Annotated in this window: 19 protein-coding genes and 1 tRNA gene; 11 read left to right on the top strand and 9 right to left on the bottom strand. The window is 65.3% G+C overall.

The features are described from left to right. Positions 1-47: 47 nt before the first annotated feature. The 4 genes from DX905_RS09495 to DX905_RS09480 all read left to right on the top strand — a co-directional run bounded on the left by DX905_RS09495 (position 48) and on the right by DX905_RS09480 (position 2292). Positions 48-1235 (top strand): cysteine desulfurase, encoded by a 1188-nt coding sequence (locus DX905_RS09495; protein WP_116091131.1) that lies wholly within the window; start codon positions 48-50, stop codon positions 1233-1235. Then, on the top strand, positions 1232-1699 hold the full coding sequence (locus DX905_RS09490; protein WP_116091130.1) for an SUF system Fe-S cluster assembly protein: 468 nt from the start codon (positions 1232-1234) through the stop codon (positions 1697-1699). The genes DX905_RS09495 and DX905_RS09490 overlap by 4 nt, the downstream gene beginning before the upstream one ends. Continuing rightward, positions 1699-2052 carry a HesB/IscA family protein gene (locus DX905_RS09485; RefSeq protein WP_116091129.1) on the top strand — a complete coding sequence of 118 codons (354 nt, stop codon included), beginning with the start codon at positions 1699-1701 and terminating at the stop codon, positions 2050-2052. The genes DX905_RS09490 and DX905_RS09485 overlap by 1 nt, the downstream gene beginning before the upstream one ends. A gap of 164 nt (positions 2053-2216) precedes the next feature. Then, positions 2217-2292 (top strand) — tRNA-Thr (locus tag DX905_RS09480). Between the two features lie 86 nt (positions 2293-2378). Here DX905_RS09480 and rpoZ read toward each other — a convergent pair. Continuing rightward, the gene (gene rpoZ, locus DX905_RS09475) at positions 2379-2720 is read right to left on the bottom strand and encodes a DNA-directed RNA polymerase subunit omega (RefSeq protein ID WP_116091128.1); all 342 of its coding nucleotides are present in this window, start codon (positions 2718-2720) and stop codon (positions 2379-2381) included. Between the two features lie 88 nt (positions 2721-2808). Here rpoZ and DX905_RS09470 point away from each other — a divergent pair, with 88 nt between their 5' ends. Then, on the top strand, positions 2809-3978 hold the full coding sequence (locus tag DX905_RS09470; protein WP_116091127.1) for a phospholipase D-like domain-containing protein: 1170 nt from the start codon (positions 2809-2811) through the stop codon (positions 3976-3978). A 36-nt stretch (positions 3979-4014) separates the two neighbouring features. Here DX905_RS09470 and DX905_RS09465 read toward each other — a convergent pair whose 3' ends face one another. Continuing rightward, on the bottom strand, positions 4015-4560 hold the full coding sequence (locus DX905_RS09465; RefSeq protein ID WP_420822153.1) for a class I SAM-dependent methyltransferase: 546 nt from the start codon (positions 4558-4560) through the stop codon (positions 4015-4017). 515 nt (positions 4561-5075) lie between these two features. Here DX905_RS09465 and DX905_RS09460 point away from each other — a divergent pair. Then, a complete protein-coding gene (locus DX905_RS09460; RefSeq protein WP_116091125.1) occupies positions 5076-5954 on the top strand; it encodes a LysR substrate-binding domain-containing protein in 879 nt (292 codons plus the stop codon). Positions 5955-5988: 34 nt separating this feature from the next. On the opposite strand, the gene DX905_RS09455 is transcribed toward DX905_RS09460, so the two are convergent. Then, positions 5989-6453: a peptidylprolyl isomerase gene (locus DX905_RS09455; protein ID WP_116092456.1), complete on the bottom strand. Its 465-nt coding sequence runs from the start codon at positions 6451-6453 to the stop codon at positions 5989-5991. 31 nt (positions 6454-6484) lie between these two features. Further along, entirely contained in the window at positions 6485-7510 is a 1026-nt protein-coding gene (locus DX905_RS09450; protein WP_116091124.1) for an LLM class flavin-dependent oxidoreductase, read from the bottom strand. An 82-nt stretch (positions 7511-7592) separates the two neighbouring features. On the opposite strand from DX905_RS09450, the gene mgtE reads away from it, so the two are divergent. Both mgtE and DX905_RS09440 read left to right on the top strand, forming a co-directional pair. Next, positions 7593-9020, top strand: coding sequence for a magnesium transporter (gene mgtE / locus DX905_RS09445; RefSeq protein WP_116091123.1), 1428 nt, complete (start codon positions 7593-7595; stop codon positions 9018-9020). A 41-nt stretch (positions 9021-9061) separates the two neighbouring features. Continuing rightward, positions 9062-9460: a DUF1489 family protein gene (locus DX905_RS09440; RefSeq protein ID WP_116092455.1), complete on the top strand. Its 399-nt coding sequence runs from the start codon at positions 9062-9064 to the stop codon at positions 9458-9460. Positions 9461-9728: 268 nt separating this feature from the next. On the opposite strand, the gene DX905_RS09435 is transcribed toward DX905_RS09440, so the two are convergent. Further along, positions 9729-10427, bottom strand: coding sequence for a head GIN domain-containing protein (locus DX905_RS09435; protein WP_162875543.1), 699 nt, complete (start codon positions 10425-10427; stop codon positions 9729-9731). Positions 10428-10536: 109 nt separating this feature from the next. On the opposite strand from DX905_RS09435, the gene DX905_RS16435 reads away from it, so the two are divergent. Further along, positions 10537-10908 (top strand): L,D-transpeptidase family protein, encoded by a 372-nt coding sequence (locus DX905_RS16435; protein WP_338053756.1) that lies wholly within the window; start codon positions 10537-10539, stop codon positions 10906-10908. An 11-nt stretch (positions 10909-10919) separates the two neighbouring features. Further along, positions 10920-11540, top strand: coding sequence for a hypothetical protein (locus DX905_RS16430; protein ID WP_338053755.1), 621 nt, complete (start codon positions 10920-10922; stop codon positions 11538-11540). Positions 11541-11733: 193 nt separating this feature from the next. Here DX905_RS16430 and DX905_RS09425 read toward each other — a convergent pair whose 3' ends face one another. From DX905_RS09425 to DX905_RS09410, 4 genes are all read right to left on the bottom strand, one after another. Beyond that, positions 11734-12270 carry a CarD family transcriptional regulator gene (locus DX905_RS09425; protein ID WP_116091121.1) on the bottom strand — a complete coding sequence of 179 codons (537 nt, stop codon included), beginning with the start codon at positions 12268-12270 and terminating at the stop codon, positions 11734-11736. A gap of 246 nt (positions 12271-12516) precedes the next feature. Further along, positions 12517-12855, bottom strand: a complete 339-nt coding sequence (gene fdxA, locus DX905_RS09420) for a ferredoxin FdxA (protein ID WP_116091120.1) — start codon at positions 12853-12855, stop codon at positions 12517-12519. Between the two features lie 46 nt (positions 12856-12901). Next, on the bottom strand, positions 12902-13165 hold the full coding sequence (locus DX905_RS09415) for an RNA-binding S4 domain-containing protein (protein ID WP_116091119.1): 264 nt from the start codon (positions 13163-13165) through the stop codon (positions 12902-12904). Between the two features lie 37 nt (positions 13166-13202). Continuing rightward, complete coding sequence (locus DX905_RS09410; RefSeq protein ID WP_116091118.1) at positions 13203-15716, bottom strand: helicase-related protein; 2514 nt, start codon at positions 15714-15716, stop codon at positions 13203-13205. A 229-nt stretch (positions 15717-15945) separates the two neighbouring features. Between DX905_RS09410 and DX905_RS09405 the strand changes: the two genes are divergently transcribed. Continuing rightward, entirely contained in the window at positions 15946-17400 is a 1455-nt protein-coding gene (locus DX905_RS09405) for a M23 family metallopeptidase (RefSeq protein WP_116091117.1), read from the top strand. The last annotated feature ends 272 nt before the right edge of the window (positions 17401-17672 follow it).

Raw genomic sequence — 17672 nt, 5'->3', positions numbered from 1 at the left:
AAGTCGAAACACGTCCTTCGACTTCGCTCGGGACGAACGGCGCTCCTTTGGACCGCGTCGCCGACTTTCCCGCTATCCCCGCCGGCTGGGCCTATCTCGACACCGCCGCGACCGCGCAGAAGCCCCAGGTCGTGATCGATGCGATCGCGGCGGCCTATGGCGAAACCTATGCGACGGTGCATCGCGGCGTCTACCAACGCTCGGCCGACATGACTTTGGCTTATGAGGCGGCGCGGCGGCGGGTCGCGACCTTCCTCAATGCGGGCTCGGCCAACGAGATCGTGTTCGTGCGCGGCGCGACCGAGGCGATTAACCTCGTCGCGCAAAGCTGGGGCGACTCCCACCTCAAGGCGGGCGACCGCATCCTGCTGAGCCAGCTGGAGCATCATTCCAACATCGTGCCGTGGCAATTGCTGCGCGACCGCACCGGCATTGCGATCGATGTCGCGCCCCTGACGCAGGACGGACGAATCGATCTCGACGCGGTCGAAAAGATGCTGACGCCGCGGCACAAATTGGTCGCGCTGGCGCATGTCTCGAACGTGCTCGGGTCGACACTCGACGTCCGCCGCGCCGCCCATCTGGCGCACGGCGTGGGCGCTAAACTGCTGATCGATGGCTGCCAGGCAGTGCCGCGCATGATTGTCGACGTCGCCGCGCTCGATTGCGATTTCTACGTCTTCTCCGGGCATAAATTATATGGCCCTACCGGGATCGGCTGCCTGTGGGCACGGCCGGAGCTGCTCGAGGCGATGCCGCCATGGCAGGGCGGCGGATCGATGATCGACAAGGTCTCGTTCGAACGCACCACCTACGCCCCACCGCCGACACGGTTCGAGGCGGGCACGCCGCATATCGTCGGCGCTTTGGGACTGCATGCCGCGATGGATTATGTCGAAAGCATCGGGCTGGAAGCGATCCACGCGCATGAAACCGCATTGGTCCGCCGGACGCGCGCAGCATTGCGCGAGCTCAACAGCGTGACCTTGTTCGGGCCGGAAGATTCCGCCGGAATCGTCAGCTTCGCGGTCGAGGGGGTTCATCCCCACGATGTCGGCACCATATTGGACGAGAGCAGGATTGCGATCCGCGCCGGCCATCATTGTGCGCAGCCGTTGATGGAGGCGCTGGGGGTGCCGGCAACGGCACGCGCCAGCTTCGGCGTCTATAATGGGCCGGGCGATGTGGACGCGTTGGTCAAGGGTATCGAGCGGGTAAGGCGTATCTTCGGATGAATGAGGAACGAAAAATCGAGGTCGAGGAATTGACCGAGGCTCCGCCGGCGCCGCCCAAGGCACGCGTCGACGATGCCGTGCTGGAAGAAAGCGGACGCGCCAAGGATTATCTCGCCGGCTTCCTCCAGCCCGCCGCTCCGCCGGCGCAGGGCGAGATTGGCGGCGACCTGTACGAACGCGTGATCGACGCGCTCAAGGAAATTTACGATCCGGAAATCCCGGTCAACATCTACGATCTCGGCCTGATCTATGGCGTCGACATCGCGGACGATGCGCATGTCACGGTGACGATGACGCTGACCACACCGCATTGCCCGGTGGCGGAATCGATGCCGGGCGAGATCGAATTGCGCGTCGGCTCGGTGCCCGGCGTCGGCCTCGCCGACGTCAACCTGGTGTGGGATCCGCCGTGGGACCCGCAGAAGATGTCCGACGAAGCCAAGCTTGAACTGGGGATGTTGTAATGGCCACAACCCTTCGCCAACGCCCGGCCGCGCTTACGCTGACGCCGTCTGCCGAGCGGCGCATCGCCGACCTGATGGCGCAGGCGCCGGATGGCGCGATCGGGGTCAAGCTGTCGACGCCGCGTCGCGGCTGTTCCGGCCTGGCTTATTCGGTGGACTATGTGACCAGCGCCAGCCCGATGGATGAGAAAGTCGCGACGCCTGGCGGCGACCTCTATATCGACGGCGCGAGCCTGCTTTACCTGATCGGCAGCAACATGGACTGGGTAGAGGACGATTTCGCCGCCGGCTTCGTCTTCGCCAATCCCAATGCCAAGGGCAGCTGCGGCTGCGGCGAGAGTTTCACGGTCTGATCCCTCACTTTTCGGCATCACCCCAGCGAAGGCTGGAGTCCATCACCCCCAGCGTCTTGTGCAAGGGAAGATGGATGCCAGCCTGCGCTGGCATGACGATCAAGAGCGTGAAACAGCAGAGCCTAGCATTTTTCCAGCATCTGAAGCATGGGCTGCAGCGACATGCCGGCCTAGCTCAGATGGTAGAGCAACCGCCTTGTAAGCGGTAGGTCGTCGGTTCGATTCCGACGGCCGGCACCAGCCTTTCTCAGCAGCGCACAGACAAAGGGTCCGGCCCCCTCGCGGGAGCCGGACCCTTGATTTTTGCCTGAGCGCGCCGGAGCGGCTTATTCGTAGTCGGCGCCGAGATTCTGGGTGCGCGGCGGAGCAGCGGCGGTGAGGCGCAGCGCCTCGGCCGAGGCCGACAGCGAGCCGATCGCATCCGGTGCGTCTTCCTCGTCAACCTGGACGCGCTGCAGATTCTGCACGACCGCCTCGGTCAGTTCGTCGGGAACCACCGTCTCTTCCGCAATCTCGCGCAAGGCGACGACCGGGTTTTTATCGCGATCGCGATCGATCGTGAGCTCGGCTCCGCCGGAAATCTGCCGCGCACGCTGGGCTGCGAGCAGCACCAGATCGAACCGGTTGGGAATTTTGTCGACGCAATCTTCGACGGTAACGCGCGCCATTCTGAACGCTCCGCTTGACCAAGCATTTGGTGAGTGTTGAAGAGCGGCGAGATAGGACGAGCGAGTGCCAGAGTCAACGAAACCATCATTGAAGACCTCCCCGCACCCGCACGCGGAAAGCCCGTCCAAACATTTTACCGTCGATGGCAATCGGCTGACCTTGCTTGTCGCCGGCCCGGAGCGGCTGAAGGCGCTGATCGCCCTGATCGACGGGGCTAAGGAAAATCTGCGGCTGCTTTATTATATCTACACCGATGACGAGACCGGCCGCGAGGTGCGGGCCGCAATGGAGCGCGCACTGGAACGCGGCGTCGCCGTCTCGCTGATCGTCGACGGCTTCGGCAGCTCGGCCAAACCCGATTTCTTCAAGCCGCTGCAAGCGCTGGGCGCCGACGTTTGCCATTTCCTGCCGCGTTATGGGCGGCGTTATCTGTTGCGCAACCACCAGAAGCTGGCGCTGGCGGACGAACATCATGCGATCGTCGGCGGCTTCAACGTCGAAAATGATTATTTCGACGAGCAGAAAGGCTGGCGCGATCTCGGCATCTGCGTCGAGGGCCCGGCGGCGCAGCGGCTCGCGAGTTATTTCGACGCACTCGCCAAATGGACGCATCAGGCCCAGGCGCCGCTGCGCGACTTGCGCCACGCGCTCGGCCGGTGGAGCAACCCCAAGGGCGGCAAGGCCTGCTGGCTGCTCGGCGGCCCGACCCGGCGGCTGAGTCCATGGGCACGCACGCTGCGCAGCGATGTGGGGAAGAGCCGGCGGCTCGACCTGATCGCGGCATATTTCGCGCCGACGCCGCGCATGATGCGCGCGATCGAGCGGGTCGCCAAGCGCGGCGGCGAAGCGCGCGTGATCACGCCGTCCAAGACCGACCACGATGTCGCGATCGCGGCGGCGCGCCACACCTATCATCGTCTATTGTCGCGCGGCGTGCGCGTGTTCGAATATCAGCCGCTCAAGCTGCACACCAAATTGTTCGTGATCGACGATGTGGTGCACATCGGATCGGCCAATTTCGACGTACGCAGCCTATTCCTCAACCTCGAGATCATGCTGCGGGTCGAGGACAAGGCCTTCGCCGATCATATGCGCGGCTATTTCGAGGGCGAGCTCGCCAATTCGCGCGAAATCACCGTCGATCAGCACAGGAAAGCGGGCTTCCTCACCCGCCTGCGCTGGGCAGCCGCTTATTATCTGATGGCGGTGGTCGACGCGAGCGTCACGCGTCGGCTGAACTTTGGGGTCAACCAGTGACGACTAAGCCGCAGCCTGCTCCGTCGCGGAGGTCGTTTAGTCCTTCCAGGCCCAGTAGAGCTGGGCAGGGGGGATATTGATCGGCTCGAACGCATGGTCGATCCGCTGGAAGCCCATTTCCAGGAAGTCGCGGACCTTGGGCGAAAATTGGTAGACCAGGAAAGCGCCTCCGACACGCAGCACCGCTGCGGTCTCGGTCGCGATCTTGCCGCCGACGCCGGGCGGCAGCGTCGAAAAGGGCAGGCCCGAAAGGATATAGTCCGCCTGCTCGTGGCCGTGATCGTTGATGATGCGCCGCACGTCGGCAGCCGAGCCCAAGACGGGTATGAAGCGCGGGTCGCTAATCGTGCGCGCTAGATAGTCGGTAAAGTCGGGATTGGTATCGATCGCGATATAGGTCGCGTCCGGGCCCATGCGATCGAGCACCGCCTGGCAGAATGTGCCGACGCCGGGACCATATTCGACGAACAATTTGGTATTGGCCCAGTCGGTACGCGACAGCATCGTGCGGATCAGCTTGCGCGACGAGGGGATGATCGAGCCGACCATCACCGGGTGGCGCAGGAAGCCCTTGAAGAACATGGCTAGCGGCCCGGGCCCTGCACTCGGGCGGCGGCGCGCGGTTCGCTTGAGCGCCTGCTCGGCAACCGGTGAATTCATGGTGCAGCGATCCCTGTAACGCGAAACGTCTTTGACCCGTCGCAAAACTGACACGTAATGGCAAGCGAGAGACGCCCTGCAATCCCGTTCGCTGCATGCGGCAGCGCAGCGGTGAGACGAAGCGTGGCAGCCTCGCGGCCTGGCGAGGCGACAAAAGCAGGCTCGATCGCAAGCACTTGGCAGCTATACGCACGCCCGCACCTATCCCGCCTTGGTCACTCCAGAAAAAAAGGCCGGCTCCCGAAGGAACCGGCCCTGAAAGTTTAGGAGAGGATGCCTGAAAGGCGGGTCCGTTATGCTGGTTGCGCTAACATTGTGCAAGTGCGAAGCGATGTTTTGCGATTGCGAATTGCGCAATTCGCATCCACACTTCGCTTTGTTACGTTGGCGTTGCGCCGGTAACGTCGAGACTTGGGACCGGCTCGAGGGAGAATGATGTGCGTCGGCTTCCCCCGCTCACGGCCGTAGAGGCATTCGTGCAGGTTGCGCGCCTGGGCTCGGTCAAGGCTGCCGCCGAAGAGCTGGCCTTATCCTCGCCAGCCCTCAGCAGGCGCATCCAATCGCTTGAGCGCTTCGTCGCCCGCCCGCTGTTCGAACGGCGCCATCAGGCGATGATGCTCAACAATGACGGGGAGCAGTTGCTGGCACGGGTCGCCCCCGCCCTCGATGCACTTGCCGTTGCAATCGACGCAACCACCGGGGAGGGGGATTTGTTACGGCTGCGACTCAATGTCCCGCCGCTTTTTGCATCGCAGCGCTTGATCGGCCGATTGCCTGAACTGCGCGCCCGGCACGAATCGCTCCACATCGATCTCGATACCCAACCGCATGCGCTGGCGCGGCTCGGAGAGGGACTCGATGCTGCGATCGTAATCGCGCGGGAGATCGACCCGGCGCTCTATTCGCGCAAGATTGCGCAGAGCCGGGTCGCGGCGATCGGCTCGCCGAAGTTGCGCGAGGGTTCCGGCGCGATCCGCAAGCCCGACGATCTCGCCCATGCCACCATCCTCGTCCACCGCGACATGCCGGAATTGTTCAACATCTGGCGCGAATCGATCGGGCGGCCCGATCTGGAGCCGCAGGCGACCGACCATTTCGATTCGGGCCAGCTGATCCTCGACGCGGCTGCGCAGGGTCTGGGCGTGGCGTTCATGCTCGACGAGCATGTCGAAGGCTCGCACGATCCGCGCCTCGTGCGCATTTTCGACGAGGTCGCGGATTCGAGTTACAGTTACTGGTTCGCGGCGCGCCGCACGGGCCTGTCCAACCGCGCCGTGAAGATCTTCCACGACTGGCTGTTCGAGACGATCGCTTGAAAGCTCCTCCCCGCAGGGAGGAGCTGTTCGACAATTAGGAAATGGTCGCCTTGACGATCTTGCCGGGCGCGCGCGGCGGCTCGCCCTTGGGCAGCGCGTCGACATGCTCCATGCCCGACGTCACCTCGCCCCACACCGTATATTGGCGGTCGAGAAAGGTCGCGTCGTCGAACACGATGAAGAACTGGCTGTTGGCGCTGTTGGGGTTGGAAGAGCGGGCCATCGAGCAGATGCCGCGAACGTGCGGCTCGGACGAGAATTCGGCCTTGATGTCGGGCTTCTTCGATCCGCCCATGCCGGTGCCGGTCGGATCGCCGCCCTGGGCCATGAAGCCGGGGATGACGCGGTGGAACACGACCCCGTCGTAGAAACCTTCCTGGGCGAGCTCGGTGATGCGCGCGACATGGCCCGGTGCCAGATCGGGGCGCAGCTTGATCACGACGTCGCCGCCCGTGTCGTTACCGGTATCGAGGGTGAGCGTCAGCGTGTCGTCGGCCATGGTCGATTCTCCAAAATTCGGTTGGGCGCGCTTAAGCAGCGGCGGTGACGGGCGCCAGCCCATATTCGGCGGCGACCAGTTCGTAGGAGCGCTTGCGCGCGGCGTGATCGGGCAGGATGTTGACCAGCATCAATTCGTCCGCGGTATAATCGGCGGCGACCTCATCCAGCCCCGCCCGCACCTGCAGCGGCGTACCCAGCACGGTGCGGCGGCGCTGGCGGTTGGCCTGCGGATTGGCATCGAGCCACGCCAGCGCATCCTCGACCGAGGGAACGGGGATGGGCGTGCCGCTGACCAGGTGGGCGAACATCATGCGCGCGGGTGCCGCGAGCCGCTCCGCCTCCTCCGCGCTCGGCGCGGCGATTGTCCAGGTGGCGGCCATGACATAGGGCTCGGCGAGCTGCGCGGATGGGCGGAAATTTGCGCGATAGGTACGCGCAAGATGCGCGCCGTCGGAATTGATGAAGTCGGCGAAGCAATAAGGCAGGCCGCGCTCCGCCGCCCAATAGGCCGATTCGGGCGAGGAGCCGAGCATCCACAATTCGGGTATGCCGCCGCCGGTCGGCATCAGATCTTGCAGCGGCGCGAAGGCATGGTCCTGCGGCATCGTCCCCTGCAGGTAAGCCGTCAGCTCGTCGAGCATGTCGGGAAAGTCGTTGGGCATGCGCCGGCTGCGATCGCGCTGGAGCGCGAATGCGGTGCGCTGGTCGCTACCGGGTGCGCGGCCGAGGCCCAGGTCAATCCGGCCCGGCGCCAGCGCGGACAGCATTGCGAACATCTCCGCGACCTTGAACGGCGAATAATGGGGCAACATGATGCCGCCCGATCCGACCCGGATGCGATTGGTTGCCAGCGCCACCGGCCCGATCATCACCTCCGGCGCGACGCCCGCCAGCGAGCGCGAAGCATGGTGCTCGGCCAGCCAATAGCGGTGATAACCGAGAGCATCGGCCGCCTGTGCAAGGTCGAGCGTATTGTGGAGGGCATCGGTCGCGGTCGAACCCGCGGCGATGGGCGACTGGTCGAGAACGGAGAGGCGATAGGTCACCTGAACCATATGGGATGGCTTTCGCGCCGATGAAGGGCTGACAAGCCGGAATGTGCAGCTTAAGCGAGCGGCAGCGTTGCGGGAGGTGGGTATGAGCGAGCGCGAAACCGACATCGCCGATCGCATCGACCTCGCGGACGAGCCGATCGTGCCCGAACCCTCGCATGACGAGGAGGATCGGCTGACCCCCGACTTCATCGACGCGGTCATCGAACATGTCGAGGCGGACGAGGTCGCTCAGGCGCGCGCACTGGTCGAGCCGCTCCACCCCGCCGACATTGCCGATCTGTTCGAGCTGGCGCCGGCCGATCAACGCCAGCCGCTCGCGCGCGCGCTGGCCGAATTGCTCGATGGCGATGTGCTTGCCGAAATGAACGACTGGGTCCGCGACGAGGTGCTGGAGGCATTGAGCGCCCAGCAGGTCGCCGACCTCGCTTCGGAGCTCGAGACCGACGACGCGGTCGCGATCATCGAGGACATGGATATCGAGGACCAGCGCGAGGTCCTGCGCGCGATGGAGCCGGACGATCGCGCCGCGATCGAAGAGGCCTTGTCCTATCCCGAGGAATCGGCCGGCCGGCTGATGCAGCGCGATCTGATCGCGGTTCCCGAGCATTGGACGGTCGGCAACGTGCTCGATTATCTGCGCGGCAACCGGGATCTGACTGAGGATTTCTGGGAAGTGTTCGTGGTCGATCACGGCCACCACCCGGTCGGCACCTGCAAATTGTCGTGGATCCTGCGCTCGCAGCGCAAGGTGCCGATCGCCGACGTGATGGAGCGCGAACAGACGCTCATCCCGGTCGACATGGATCAGGAAGAGGTCGCGCTCCGCTTCCAGAAATATGGGCTGATTTCCGCCGCCGTGGTCGACCATAACGAGCGGCTCGTCGGCATGATCACGGTCGACGACATCGTCCACATCATCCAGGAAGAGGCCGGCGAGGATATTACCCGCCTGTCGGGCGCCGGCATGGGCGACATCAACGAGCCGATCCGTTTCACGGTTCGCACGCGCCTGATCTGGCTGGTGATCAATCTCGGCACGGCCATGATCGCCGCCTCGGTCATCGGCGCCTTCCAGAACGAAATCGCCCGTTTTGCGTTGCTGTCGGCCTTGATGACGATCGTTTCGGGCATGGGCGGCAATGCCGGCACCCAGACCTTGGCGGTGGTGGTGCGCGCGCTCGCTACCAACCAGCTCACCAGCTCCAATTCGCTGCGAATGATCTTCCGCGAACTGCGCATCGCCGCCTCCAACGGCATCGTGCTCGGCTCGCTGATCGGGCTTGGATCATGGTGGATCTTCGGCCGGCCCGATCTGTCGTTCGTGTTCGGCCTCGCCATCCTGATCAACAATCTGGTGGCCGGCTTTGCCGGGGTGCTGATCCCGCTGACGATGGACCGGCTGAAATTCGATCCCGCGGTATCGTCGGCGGTGTTTCTGACGATGTGCACCGATTGTTTGGGCTTTTTCACCTTCCTTGGCTTGGCCGCCTTGTTCGGCCTGACCGGCTAGCTTGAACCGGCGCGAACAGGCGCCAGATTGGTGCCGTGTCCCTGCTTCATCTCACCAAGGTCGCGGTCGGTTGTTCGGACGCCGATCTGCTGCGCGCGCGGCTGACCGGCCGGGCCGAAGGCGGCGAGACCTATATCACCACGCGCTATCGCCCGACTCGCCATGCCGAACTGATCGGCGGCTCGCTCTATTGGATCATCAAGCATCAGCTGGTCGCGCGCAGCCGCATCCTGCGCTTCGAGGAGGATGAGCGCGGCCATTGCCTGATCCGCCTCGAAGCAGCGTTGGTGTCCGTGCGTGTCCGTCCCAAACGCGCGCACCAGGGCTGGCGCTATCTCACCGGCGCGGATGCCCCGACGGATCTCGGCGGCGATACCGATGATCTCGCCACGCTCCCGACCGGCCTCGTGCGCGAACTGGCCTCGCTCTATTTGATCTGACCCAACCTCCACACCCGCTCATGCTGAAGAGAGACCGAGTAGGCCTGGAAGGCCGTATCGAGCGTGAGCAGGTGCGAATTGCCCCCGGCAATTCGCAGCCATGTCCGGGGGACATGGCGTGCCTGCTTCACGCGTCTCGAAGCACGCTCGCCTCAGCGGTCCTTCGATACGGGCTCTCGATACGCGGCTATGCCGCTACTCGATTCCACCTCAGGATGAGCGGGAGAGGCAGCAGTCACAAGCTCAGCCCAAACGGTAGGCAGCGGCCTTAACCGCAGTTGATGCTGCCCGGCCCGCTTTTGTGCGTCGAGCAGCGTGCGCCGCCACGGATACGCACGTCGCCCGGGCCGGAAACGCTCACGTCGGCGGTGCGGGTGACGTTTGCATCGACATCGCCGGGGCCGCTGACCGTAACGCTCGCCTCGGCGAGGGAGAGATTGGCGGCACGGATATTGCCCGGGCCTGACACATTCATCACCGCGCGGCCGGCATGGCCCGCGATCGATATGTCCCCGGGGCCGCTCATGCTCAGCGTGACTCCCCCCGCCTCGACCGCCGCGACTTTGACCGTGCCGGGTCCGGACACATGCGCGCCGAAATCGCGGGTGCGCACGACGTCGACAATCATGTTGCCCGGGCCGGCAAGGCTGACTTCGGAGACCATCGGCACCGTCACGTCAATCCGCAGCCGCCCGCTCTGGCCCCAGTTCCAGCCGGAGAACCAGCTGCCGGATTTGGTGCCGATACGAAGCTGTCCGCCACGATTCTCGATCCGGAGGCGATCCAATGCCTGGTCCGTGCCGACGGCATGAATCCCCGGCGCTTTCCCGGTATGGACATAGACGTCGAACGGCGTGCTGTTCGACACACGATCGAAATTGCCACCGGTCGGGAACGAACGCTCTCCCGCCAGGGCGGGCGCGGCAGCACTGGCGGCGATCAGGGCGGAAAGGATGATTTGGCGCATCGGCATCACTCCACTGTGTTATCCAAGTGGTACACCTTTATTACAGCTGTAGTCAAGTTGCCCTGGCGATTGGTACGATGACCTAACGGCAAGGGACCGGAGAAGCGATATGACCCAGCGATGCCTCAGCGTGATGATCGGCATGGCTGCCCTTGTGCTAGGGTCAGGCTCGCCGCTCCACGCGCAGGGTGCCACCGCCAGCTCGCCGCCCGAGCTGGCGCGTATGGCCGAGAAGCTCAGGCCCGGCCAGTGGATCTGGGCGCCGCAGGTGGCGCCTGCCGGCCCGTTGCTCATCTATGTCGATCTGTCGCGGCAGCGCGCTACCGTCTATCGCAACGGCATCCGAATGGCGGTCAGCACCATCTCCTCGGGCAAGGATGGATATGCGACGCCGACCGGTGTCTTCACCATCCTGCAAAAGGATGCCAACCACCGGTCGAACGTCTATAACAGCGCGCCCATGCCCTTTCAGCAAGGCTGACGTGGGATGGAGTGGCGCTTCATGCGGGTGGCCTGCCCGGCTACCCCGAAAGCCATGGCTGCGTGCACCTGCCGATCGGCTTCGCCCGCGCGTTGTTCGGCATCACTAGGCTGGGCGCGACTGTGGTCGTTCAGGGCGATGCGGCGAAGAAGGCGCTGACGAGCGAATCGAGCCTGCTGCTGCCGATCGATGCCAAGGGGAGACCGATCGAGCAAAGCGACCTCGATGCGGAGGAGTTTCGCTGGACGCCGGAGCGTTCGCCCACCGGGCCGCTCAGCATCATCATTTCCAAGCATGATCAGCGGGTGGTGGTGCTGCGTAACGGTTTCGAGATCGGGCGCAGCGCGGCCATCATCAACGACGACGATCCCGGCTCCCACGTCATCACCCTGACCGTGGGCAAGGACGGCAAGGCGCGCTGGCTCTATGTCGGCTTGCCCGGCCATAGCGAGGATGCGGGGCGCGAGCTGGACGAGGCCACGATCAACCGTGCGCGCTTTCCGCGCCGCTTCTACGAACTGGTAAAGGCGGAGTTGAAGCCGGGCGCGACCATCCTCGTCACCCAGTCGAGCGTCGGCGCGGACACCGGCAAACGCATCACGATCATGGACGCGGTGGTGCCGCAGATCTGACGAGAGGGAGGCCCTTCCACCCGTCATTGCGAGCCGGGCGAAAGCCTGGCGAAGCAATCCAGGCCCACATGGGGCGTGATCGGGACTGGATTGCTCCGCCGCTACGCTCCTCGCAAAGACGAGCTGATCGGAAACGAAAAGGGCGGCGCTCCTTTCGGAACGCCGCCCCGTTTTCGTTCACGCCGTGGCAGGCTTACGTCGCCGGGGCAGCAACCTTGTTGTGGATCGCCGCCGCGGCGCGGAGGATATCCAGGATCTTCACCTGCGCGGTCGGCTCGTCGACCGATTCCATCGCCGCCAGCTCGCGGGCGAGACGGCTGCAGGCGGCCTCGAAGATCTGCCGTTCGGAATAGCTCTGCTCGGGCTGATCCTCGGCGCGGAACAGATCGCGGACCACTTCGGCGATCGACACCAGGTCGCCCGAATTGATCTTGGCTTCATATTCCTGGGCGCGGCGCGACCACATGGTGCGCTTGACCTTGGGCTTGCCCTTGAGCGTGGTCAGCGCGTCCGACATCTGGGCGTTGGACGACAGCTTGCGCATGCCGACGCTTTCCGCCTTGTTGGTCGGGACCCGCAGCGTCATGCGCTCCTTCTCGAAACGGAGCACGTAAAGCTCGAGTTTCGTACCCGCGATTTCCTGGCTCTGGAGTTCGACCACGCGGCCGACACCATGCTTGGGATATACGACATAATCGCCGACGACGAAGCTCAGCGCCTTTGCAGCCATTTAGAGACCTTCCTGCTCAAGCGGACCGCGAGGCTCCGACAAGTCCGCTAACGAGCGGCCCGACGGCAGCGATGGGCGGTTCGGGAAACATGATCCATGTGAGAACGCCCGCGCGGCGCTCACTTCTTGCCGAAGCATGTAACAGAATTACAACCGTAATGCCAGCTTTCTGTAAAAGCGCGGCATTTTGGTAACGGTTACCCGTGAACACTCAACCGAAGCGGCGACAATCCGGCTGCCCGGCCGTCAATCGCCTTGCCCGGGCTCCGGTGAGAATTGCGTATCGAACTTGTCGGCAACGCCCTTCCACGCATCGGCATCGGCCGGCGCTTCGCGCTTGCGCGTGATGTTCGGCCATTGCGCGGAGAAGGTCGTGTTGAGCTCGAGCCACTTCTCCAGCCCGTTTTCGGTGTCGGGCAGGATCGCTTCGGCCGGGCATTCGGGCTCGCAGACGCCGCAGTCGATGCACTCGCTAGGATTGATGACGAGCATATTGTCGCCTTCGTAGAAGCAGTCGACCGGGCACACTTCGACGCAGTCCATATATTTGCAGCGGATGCAGGCGTCGGTGACGACGTAAGTCATGGAAGGCTCCTCGAAGCGGGCCGAATATGGTGCGCTCCCGGTGGCGTCAACCGGCGGCGGGCGGCGAGAGGTCCGTATAACATGCCTGCGCTTCCGGCGCAGGGCCCCGCCGCGCGGGAATTGCCTCGATTCGCAGCACCCGTACGCGATCGTTGAGCGGGAAGCTCAGGACCATGCCCGGCCGCACCTCCGCATGCGCGCGATCAGTGGGACGGCTGTCGATCCGTAGGTGGCCGCCTTCGGCGAGCCGCTGGGCGAGGCTGCGCGTCTTCACCAGCCGCGTGAAGAACAGGAATTTGTCGAGCCTCAAGCGAGGCTCCCACCGGAACGCCGGCAAGCGCCGCTCTTCACAGCCGCAATCCCGCGAGCGCGCCGAAAGCATTGCCCGGCCGCGCCTTGGCGGGCTTGTCGGGCCGCGCCGGGGTCCGCTTGCCCTTCCACACCCAGCCCTGCTCGGCGGCGCGAAAGCCGAGCGCGAGCATCAATTGGGTAAAGCTCGGCGGCATCAGCCCGAGCGAGGTAGCCAGGCTCGCATCCGGGGCGAAAGCGGCCCGGCCAGAGCGCGCATCGTGGGCGTTGCGCGCCAGCCGCTCGACCTGGTCGACCCGCAACATCTGCGCGCCCAATGGCCGGAAGCCGGCCATCACGAAGGCATGACAGGTTGCGGCATCGGCGGGCGTAGACGCGGAGACGGCGCCGATCGGGGGTGTTCCGGGCATCGAGACGCCCTCCTGCGCCGCAGCCAGCGCCACCCGCCAGCGTGCCGGCTCGGGCTTGATCAATGCAGGCACGAAGATGTCGAGCGTGCCGATACGAACGCCCAATTTGGTAAGCGGCCCGCGCTGGTCGCGATCGAGCGCGTCGAGAACCTCGTCCAGCGCGCGCCGCGCCAGCACGCCGCCGGCCTGGCCCAGCGGCGCGAGTAGCGCGCGGACCGAAGCCGGCTGCGCCGGATCGCGCGCCGCGGCGATGATGTCGACCAGCGCGCCGAGATGGCGCGCGACATGATCGTCGAACCAGACCTGGAGCCGCCCTGCCACCGCCTGCCGATCCGCCGGCGTCAGCGCATCCAGCGCGCGGTGCAGCTCGATCCGCGGATTGAGCAGATCCTTGCCTTTGGTCAGCCGGGCGACGACGTCGCCTTGCCAGAACAGGGCGACCGGCCGGCCGAGGTCGGTCGCGAGGCTGAAACCGGAATCCTCATCGACGGCCAGCGCGCGGGCCCGCTTGCCCAGCTCCTCGCCCAGCCGCCGCTCGGCCGCCGCCATCAGCCGCTTCATGTCGCCATGGCGCGCCAGTGGATCCGCCTTGAAGCGGAAGCCGATCAAGATACCGATCGATTCGCCGTCGACCGTGACGCTGCCGTCGGCATCGACCTTCATCGGCAGGAGGTCCGCCCCCTTGGCGCCGAGATCGCGCATCAGCACCGACGTGCGGCGATCGACGAAGCGCTGGGTCAGGCGCTGGTGAAGCGCATCCGACAATTTCTCCTCGAGCACGCGCGTGCGCGCGGCCCAATGTTCGGGCTCGGCGAGCCAGGTCGGCCGGTGCGCGATATAGGCCCAGGTGCGCACCGCCGCGAGCCGGTCCGCCAGCGTCTCGACGTCGCCCTGCACCGTATCGAGCCGCGCCAGCTCGTCCGCGAACCACGGCACTGGCAGATGCAGATCGCCCTCGCTCAAATGCCTGAACACGCGGCCGACAAGGCGGCTATGCGGCTCGGCTCCGGTCTTGCGGAAGTCGGGCAGGCCGCACGCATCCCACAGCCGCCGAACCGCGGCAGGATCGCCGGCACGCTCCCGCACCCATGCTTCGTCCGCCAGCCGCTTGAGGACGGCCAGATCGATCGCCTGCGGCGCGGCGCGCAGCACCTGGGAGGAGGGCTTGCGTTCGAGATCCGCGATCAGCGTGTCGACCGAGCCGAGGCGCGGCTTGCCCTCGCGCCAGTAAAGATGATCGATCGGCGGGAAGCGGTGCTCCTCTATCGCCAGCACCTCCTCATCCTCGAACTGCGCCGACGGGCCTTCGAGGCTGAGCGTACCGAACGTGCCGTCACGCTGGTGGCGCCCGGCGCGGCCTGCGATCTGCGCCATCTCGGCCACCGTCAGCCGCCGGCTCTTGCGGCCATCGAACTTGCGCAGCGACGCAAAGGCGACGTGCGCCACGTCCATGTTGAGGCCCATGCCGATGGCATCCGTCGCGACCAGATAATCGACCTCGCCCGCCTGGAACATCGCCACCTGCGCGTTGCGCGTGCGCGGGCTGAGCGAGCCCATCACCACCGCCGCGCCACCGCGCAGGCGGCGCAGCATCTCCGCGACCGCATAGACTTCCTCGGCCGAGAAGGCGACGACGACCGACCTTTTGGGCAGGCGCGACAGCTTGGCGGGGCCGGCATAAGTGAGCGTGGAGAAGCGCGGCCGCGTGATGATCTCCGCGTCCGGGGTCAGCGCCCGCAGCATCGGCCGCAACGCTTCGGACCCAAGAACCATCGTCTCCTCGCGGCCGCGCGCGCGCAGCAGGCGATCGGTGAAGATGTGGCCGCGCTCCGGGTCGGCGCCCAACTGCGCCTCGTCCAGCCCGACGAACGCGAATTCCTTGTCGAGCGGCATGCTTTCGGCGGTGGTCAGGAACCAGCGCGCCTTGTCGGGCAGGATCTTCTCCTCGCCCGTGACCAGCGCCACCGAGTCGGCGCCCTTGATCGCGACGACCCGGTCGTAAACCTCGCGCGCCAGCAATCGCAGCGGGAAACCGATCAGTCCGGACGAATGGCCGCACATACGCTCGACCGCCAAATGGGTCTTGCCGGTGTTGGTCGGGCCGAGCACCGCGACCAGCGGCTGGGCGGCGATACGCGTCATGTCCCCGGCAAGATGGCGCAAGCATCGGCAAAAGCAAGCGAACGTGGATCATACCACCGCGATTTAATTCGTTCCGCCAATCGATTCGCTTCGCCGGAAAAACGACTCACCTCGTCGCAGCTTCAGCTTCTAACCCCGTGGATTGGTTTGACTTTAACCCGGGTTATCCACAGTCCTTCCCGCCTGTCGGCGCTAGACCGACCTATCAGGGCTCAAGACGGGGAACGGCATGTACCTGCGGGAGAGCGATGGTTTTGCGGGCGGGGGCGCCGTAGCGCTCGCGCCGACGCGGCCGACCCGCCTGCCTGATCGCCACGCGCTTCGCCGCGGCATCGAGCGTGCGACCGACCTCGACCTTGTCGTGGACCTTGGCACGCGCATCGGCAGCCGCGAATGGTGGCGCGGCCTCGCCACCTGCACCACCCTCTGTGCGCTCGCCATTTCGTTCGCGCCGAGCATCAAGCCGGTGGCAGGGACGGTCGCGCCGCCCTTGGGTGCGCGGCAGGAACAGGAAATGCGCGTCGGCGCGATCGCCCCATCGGCTTACGGCGCAGACACGGGCCGCCATGTGATCGCGACCAACCTGGTCGAGCGGCTGGCCGACACGCCCGAGCGCCCGCAGGTTCAGGTCAGCGCCACGCTCGGCACCGGCGACGGCTTCGCGCGCGTGCTGCAACGTGCGGGCGTCGGCGAAGACGAGGCGAAGTCGGTCGCGGCCATGGTCTCCGGCGATCTCGACGCCATCAAGCCGGGCACAAAGATGAATCTGGTCTTGGGTCGTCGCCCCAACAAGTCGGTGGCCCGCCCGCTCGATCACCTGGCGTTCCGCGCCAAGCTCGAACTGGCGCTCGAGGTCAATCGCGAAGGCGATCAGCTTCGCGTCAAGCGCATCCCGATCGCGGTCGACAATACGCCGTTGCGGATCGCGGGCCGGGTCGGCTCCGGCCTGCTCGCCGCCGCCCGTGCCGCGGGCGCGCCGGCGAATGCGATCCAGGCCTATCTCCGCGCGATGGGCCAGCATGTCTCGACCGCCGGCATCCATGCCAATGACCGGTTCGACATCATCGTCGAACATCGCCGCGCCGCCACCGGCGAAACCGAGACGGGCAGCCTGCTGTTCGCCGGCCTGCAACAGGGCAAGAAAGAGCTGCGCCTGCTCAAGTGGATGATGGGCGGCAAGGAACAATTCTTCGATGCCGCCGGCGTCGGCGAAACGCGCGGCACCATGAAGATGCCGGTCCATGGCCACCTGACGTCAAGCTTCGGCCTGCGCTTCCACCCGGTGCTGGGCTTCAGCCGCATGCACAAGGGCATCGATTATGGCGCACCGATGGGCTCGCCGATCGTCGCCGCCACGGACGGCGTCGTCAGCTTCGCGGGGTTCCATGGCGGCCACGGCAATTACGTCCAGATCAAATCGTCGGGCAATCTCGGCACCGGCTATGCGCATATGAGCCGGATCCTCGCCAAGGCCGGCCAACGCGTCCGCGCCGGGCAGCTGATCGGCTATGTCGGCTCGACCGGGCTCTCGACCGGGCCGCACCTGCATTTCGAGGTGTTCAAGAACAATGTCGCGGTGAATCCGGCGAGCGTGAAGTTCGTTCAGGCGGCACAGCTTGCCGGCGCGGAGCTCGGCCGCTTCCGCGCCACGCTCGCCCGCCTGATGGCGATCCGTGCGCATTGATTTCGACGATTTCAAACAGCCGAAAAAACAAAAACACCAGAAACGAACTTGATGGCGGCCCCATGCCGGGTGGCTGCACAGCAGCAGATTGCCTAGAACAATAAGGGAACAAAGTCAATCATCGCGCGGGCTCGCGCACCCCGACCTGGTCATGCCAGCGAAGGCTGGCATCCCTGTCTGTTGCCGTATTCGATGGCATCTTGTGCCTGACGAGACATCGGCCCCAGCCTGCGCTGGGGCGACGGACCGTGATAGGCTCCAATTCGGTGAGG

The sequence above is a fragment of the Sphingomonas crusticola genome (assembly GCF_003391115.1).
In the GTDB taxonomy this organism is placed as follows: Bacteria; Pseudomonadota; Alphaproteobacteria; order Sphingomonadales; family Sphingomonadaceae; genus Sphingomonas_I; species Sphingomonas_I crusticola.
This window is presented reverse-complemented; position numbering and strand designations above follow the sequence as displayed.